We start from the raw sequence: 5754 nt of genomic DNA on the forward strand, positions 1-5754 counted from the left end.
TTTGTAGTCCTTATTTTGCCACGAATCATTTAGGATTGCTATATTATAATTAATGTAAGAAAATGAGGAAAAATAACTATGATACAAACACCAATAAAACTCATAACTTTAGAAGAATTTTTAAGTCAACCTGAAACTAAACCAGTACAAGAATATATTGATAAACAAATTTATACTAAACCAATGTCTCAAGGACAACACAGTCGTCTTCAATTAAAACTTTCCAATGCCATTAACGCCGTCACTGAAGATAACCAAATCGCCCTTGCTTTTCCCGAATTGCGATGCACTTTTGCGGGGAAATCTATCGTGCCAGATGTAGCAGTTTTCCTATGGGATAAATTACCCGTTAACGAAGATGGTACAATTGCGAATAAATTTAACCTTGCGCCTGATTGGATTATTGAAATTTTAAGCCCTGAACAATATATGGGTTTAATTACTAAAAAAATTGTCCATTGTTTAGATAATGGTAGCTTAATGGGGTGGTTAATTGATCCTCAAACAAAGTTAATTTTTACCTATACTAATGACTGCCACCCTAAAGTTTTTGAAGATGATAAAGATTTAATTCCTGTACCTAATTTTGCTGATAAATTGCAACTTACTTTAGGAGAAATTTTTAGATGGTTACAAGTTAAAGTAAGTTTAAAATAGTAGTTTTATCTATGTATAAATAACTTACTTTAAAGGCATCAAAAAAACTAACTAAATGTTTTTATTACTTATTTTACGCTTCATAGCACTCCCGATTCCCAATGCCACTAAACTACCTAAAATGGTTACTGGTTCTGGTACCTGTTCAGCTACATTCAGATCATAAATAACTGTACCATTCCAAACACGATTATTGATAACGCCTCCACCACTGGCAAAAGGACCAGTTCCATATGAAGTAAAATAAAATGTATAGTTAATTAAATATTTTTTATGGACAAAAAAACATCTGCCGAACTAAAATTTAGATTAGCAAGAGCATGGCATTTAAAAGGAAAAATAGAACCAGCCATTAAAAGTTATCAAGAAACAATTAAACTGCAATCGGATCATCTTCAAGCGCATTTTTATTTAGGTAAAATTTACTTTCAACAAAAACAATTAGATTTAGCTTTACAAATTTTAATTAAAGCCATTAATATTGATTCTAATGAAGCGGAAATTCATAAATGTTTAATTAATACTTTAATCGAAAAAAATGGCATTGATTATGCTTTTGAATTTTATCAACTTCAGCGTCAAGATTCAAAAAAAATTAATCTGCAATCTAGGGATATTTTAGTTTGTGTGGTGGTGAGAAATGAAGCGCTTCGTCTTCCCTATTTTTTGTCTTATTACAGAGAAAAAGGTATTGCTAAATTTTTTATAATTGATAATCAATCAACGGATAACACTAAGGAATATTTATTAATACAAAATGATGTTTATTTGTGGCAAAGTAATCTTTCTTTTAATCGTGCTAATTTTGGTTCGGCTTGGTTTGAGGTTTTGCTGAGAAAATATGGCTTAAATCATTGGTGTTTAATCGTTGATGCTGATGAACTTTTTTTCTATCCCAATGCAGAAAAAATTACTATTCCTCAACTGTGTTATAAATTAGATTGTCTGCAAAAAAGGGCATTTACCTGTATTCTTTTAGATATGTATTCTGATATTCCTATCAAAGATACATTATATACAGCCGGAAAGAATTTTGTTGAAGTTTGTCCTTATTTCGATCGCCAATTTTACCATAATAAATATGATTTAGGAAGTCCTTATAAAAACCAAACAATCTATAATGGTGGTGTGAGACAAAGGATTTTTAATCCCCACGGTGACTACTATCTAAGTAAAGTTCCTTTAATTAAATATAGTGAAGATATAGTATTAACGGGAGGGCAACACTCCACAAATTGTCCTATAGAAGAAATCGCTTCTGAAAGTGGGTGTTTATTACACTTCAAGTTTTTCTCATCTTTTTACGATTATGTACAAAGTGAAGTTATCAGAAAAGAACATTTTGGCGGAGGGATGCAATATACTCAATATGCGAAAGTTATTAACGAAAATGAAACTTTAACTTTATATGATCCTCAGCATTCTGTGAGATTTCAAAATAGTCAACAATTGGTAGAGTTAGGAATCATGAATCGCCATCGAGAGTTTGAATTTCCGCAAATTTTTCCGATAAAATCTGATATAGAACGACCTTTTTGGTCTGTGATAATTACGGTTTATAATCGGTTACAATATTTAGAACAAGCTCTCATCAGTGTTTTAGCACAAGCACCTCATCCTGAGCAAATGCAGATAGAAGTGATTAACGATGGTGGTGCCGATAAAGGGATTCAAGAGCAAATTGAGGAGATGGTGAAAAGAGTTGGAGGTGAGCGTATTTCTTTTTATAAACATCATGAAAATGTAGGACATCCGCATATTTTTAACATTTGTTTACAAAGAGCAAGAGGTTATTGGGTGCATATTCTCCATGATGATGACTGGGTAAAACCGAGATTTTATGAGACTTTACGGCAAGGAATTGAAATGGAATCGAACATTGGTGCGGCTTTTTGTCGTCATTTTATTGTAGAGAATCAAGGTAATTTGAGATTATCAATATTAGAACGAGATACTACTGGTATTATTGACGATTGGCTCGGAAAAATAGCTACTTTATGTAGATTTCAATGTTGTTCAATAGTAGTAAAACGAGAAGTTTATGAGAAATTAGGCGGTTTTTGTCCTCAAGCTAAATCGGCTTTTGATTGGGAAATGTGGAAACGCATTGCTGTGTATTATCCTTACTGGTATGAACCACAACCTTTAGCATATTTTCGTAAACATTCTGAATCAGAATCGGCTCATCTAATAGCTTCAGCAACACAAATTATGGATACGAGAAAAGCGATCGAAATTTCTAAAAGTTATTTACCCTTAGAAAGTGCTGAAATTTTGTCGCAAAAAGCCTTAGATAATTATGCCATTATTGCTTTAAAATATGCTCAAGTAAACTTAAATAAAGGAGAAAATGAATATGCTTTAGTAAATATTCAAGAGGGATTAAAATGTAACCCTTCTCCTAATATTGAAAAGTGTTTAACTGTTTTATTAAAACAAATAAATAAAATTAATGTTGCTGAATTTTGATATAAATTTTTTACCTTCAATATCGAACTTTAGATGATAATGTTTGAAAATTCCTTTAATATTAAGTATAGAATTTAGACAACATTCTCAAATTGATAAAATTATTTAATCTTTTCTATGAAAAACATTTTCATTATCAAAAACTATCAACAACCAATTGAACTGAGACAAGGTGAATTATTAGATTATTTTAAGTATTTTCAAAATTATTCAAAAATCCCCAAAAATAAGTTTATTCTTTTCGCAAATTATCGCACTGGGAGTACTTTATTGACAGATTTATTAAATTGTCATCCTGATATTTTTGTAGATGGAGAGATTTTTAATAAATTTATAAAATTGGATTTTAAAAAAGTTATTTTTCCCTATTTATATGTTAAAAGTCAAAGTATAAAAGTTAATAAAAAAGTTTATGGTTTTGATTTGAAGATGCACCAATTAACTAATATTCTGATTCAAAAATTTAATCATAAACCAGAAGATTATCTTTTAAGATTATATCACAATAACTGGAAAATAATCTATTTATATAGAGAGAATCTTTTTAATCTAGTTATTTCTAGTCTTAAAGCTATTAAGCGTGAACAATGGCATGATTTAGGTGATAACAGTTTTATCTGTACATCGGTTTATATAGATTGCCAAGAATTAATTAAAAGTTTAAATTATCATCAAAAAAATCAAATAATAGAAAAAGAAATTATGAAGAAAATACCTCATTTAAAAATAATCTATGAAAATAATCTCTTACACTCAAAAGAACATCAAAATACTGCTAACATTATTTTTGATTATCTAGGATTGCAGTCTGTTTCGGTAACTACAAAAATGAAAAAAGTTTCCTTAAACAGTGTCTGGGATGATGTCGAAAATGCTCAAGAAGTCATAGATTTTATTAAACAAACTGAATATAGTATATATTTATAAATTATGAAAATTAAAGATAGATTTAGAGTAGCTTTTAATGCCTTTATTAACCCTAAAAAAAGAGTTAAACAAGTTATTAAACTAAAGGAAAAAGAACCGAGTAAAGTTTATGATAATCAATTATTAGCTGATAAAAATATCTTAATTACTGGTGCCGGTAAAAATATCGGGAAAAGTATCGCTATAGAAATGGGAAAACAAGGCGGTAACATTTATTTTATGGACAAAGATAAGGAAAGATGTCAACAATTAGAGTTAGAATTAGAGAATTATTCCGTCAAATATAAAGGTTTTGTTTTTGATATAAATAACACTCAAAAGATTGATTCGTTGATAAGTTTTTTTCAAGAAAATAATATTAATATTGATATTTTGGTTAATAATGTTGGCATTAATAATGACAAAAAAGGCATCAAACAAATAGATTTACAAGACTGGGAAAAGATATTCAATACAAATGTTTTTAAACCTATATATTTGACGCAAAAAATAGTAGAAATGATGATTAATAATCAACAAGGGGGAGCTATAATATTTATTACTTCTATACACCAAGCTGTTATATTCAGGAAGTTAATTTATAGTGCATCGAAAGCAGCATTAGCGATGATAATAAAAGAATTAGCCATGGATTTAGCACCTTATAATATTAGAGTTAATGGTATTGCGCCTGGATGGGTAGTTGAAGATAAAGAAAAAAACTTATACTATCATCAATATACACATCTTCATCAAAGTTCCATCAATCCTTGTTATATAGGTAGAAGTGCCGTTTATTTAGCCTCCGATTATTTTTCTCATTTTACCACTGGTGCAGTAATAACCATTGATGGAGGTTTATCTTTATATAATTATTTAGTTAATCCCTCCTAATTCTCCTTTGAAAGTAGGTTGAGTAGAGATAAGGAAACCCAACGCCGAAAATATTATTTATTGCCTATTTTGATTTTTTGAGTTCGACATTAATTAATATAATAAGGGCTAAAGCCCTCACTACGAACCTAAAATTGCTATATTTTTCCTAAACTCCTATCTAATAATTTAGTAGATGATATAGAAAATTATGATAAAATAATAGATAGACTTTAACATACTGAATATGTAAAATTTATTGATTTTTAAGTTTAAATACTATTTTAAATAATAATGTAAATGGACTTAAAAAATAGTAACAGATTAAAGGTAGTTCATAAGGTGCAAATAATAACCAATCAATATAATTAGGTAAAAATATTAAGTTAAATATTGGCTTAATTTTATCCTTGAATCTCTCTCTAAATTGTATTTGAAATAAAAATTGTCTTAGAATTTTTTTCTTAGTGTTAGAGGCCATAAATAATATATTTTCAATCTTATTAACTAATGATTTAATTTTTGTATCTTTATTTATTTCATCGTAGAGAAAATCAGGCAGTGAGATTTGATATAAACGATTAGCTAAAGATAATCCCACTAATACTAATCTTAATGCACCTCTATTTTTGGCTTCTTTTAATAGTAATTGCCAATTTAATTGTGGATAATAATTAATTAATTCTGCTATATCAGAAATTCTGGATAATTTATTCCAACAATCTTTAGTACCATGGCCACATAATAATAATAAATTATTTTCAGGAGAAAGAGTGGATATTTTTTGGTTAAATATTATAGTATCTTCTAAACTTTGCTTTAAATATTCCATCGATAATGGTAATGGAA

At 28.7% G+C, this 5754-nt stretch carries 6 protein-coding genes; 4 read left to right on the plus strand and 2 right to left on the minus strand.

Annotation, left to right across the window (positions count from 1 at the left end):
• Positions 1 to 78: 78 nt before the first annotated feature.
• Positions 79 to 657: a Uma2 family endonuclease gene (locus tag FWJ34_RS17600; RefSeq protein WP_308256644.1), complete on the plus strand. Its 579-nt coding sequence runs from the start codon at positions 79 to 81 to the stop codon at positions 655 to 657.
• Positions 658 to 708: 51 nt separating this feature from the next.
• Here the strand turns inward: FWJ34_RS17600 and FWJ34_RS17605 are convergent, their stop codons facing one another.
• Entirely contained in the window at positions 709 to 918 is a 210-nt protein-coding gene (locus FWJ34_RS17605; RefSeq protein ID WP_308256649.1) for a PEP-CTERM sorting domain-containing protein, read from the minus strand.
• Between the two features lie 12 nt (positions 919 to 930).
• Here FWJ34_RS17605 and FWJ34_RS17610 point away from each other — a divergent pair, with 12 nt between their 5' ends.
• The 3 genes from FWJ34_RS17610 to FWJ34_RS17620 all read left to right on the plus strand — a co-directional run bounded on the left by FWJ34_RS17610 (position 931) and on the right by FWJ34_RS17620 (position 4926).
• Positions 931 to 3126, plus strand: coding sequence for a glycosyltransferase family 2 protein (locus FWJ34_RS17610; RefSeq protein WP_308256645.1), 2196 nt, complete (start codon positions 931 to 933; stop codon positions 3124 to 3126).
• Between the two features lie 117 nt (positions 3127 to 3243).
• Positions 3244 to 4053, plus strand: coding sequence for a hypothetical protein (locus FWJ34_RS17615; protein ID WP_308256646.1), 810 nt, complete (start codon positions 3244 to 3246; stop codon positions 4051 to 4053).
• 3 nt (positions 4054 to 4056) lie between these two features.
• Positions 4057 to 4926 carry an SDR family oxidoreductase gene (locus tag FWJ34_RS17620; RefSeq protein ID WP_308256647.1) on the plus strand — a complete coding sequence of 290 codons (870 nt, stop codon included), beginning with the start codon at positions 4057 to 4059 and terminating at the stop codon, positions 4924 to 4926.
• Positions 4927 to 5161: 235 nt separating this feature from the next.
• Here FWJ34_RS17620 and FWJ34_RS17625 read toward each other — a convergent pair.
• The coding region (locus tag FWJ34_RS17625) for a nucleotidyltransferase family protein (protein WP_308256648.1) at positions 5162 to 5754 on the minus strand (593 nt) is incomplete at its 5' end.

It is taken from the genome of Geminocystis sp. GBBB08, from assembly GCF_016743215.1.
Lineage (GTDB): Bacteria > Cyanobacteriota > Cyanobacteriia > Cyanobacteriales > Cyanobacteriaceae > Geminocystis.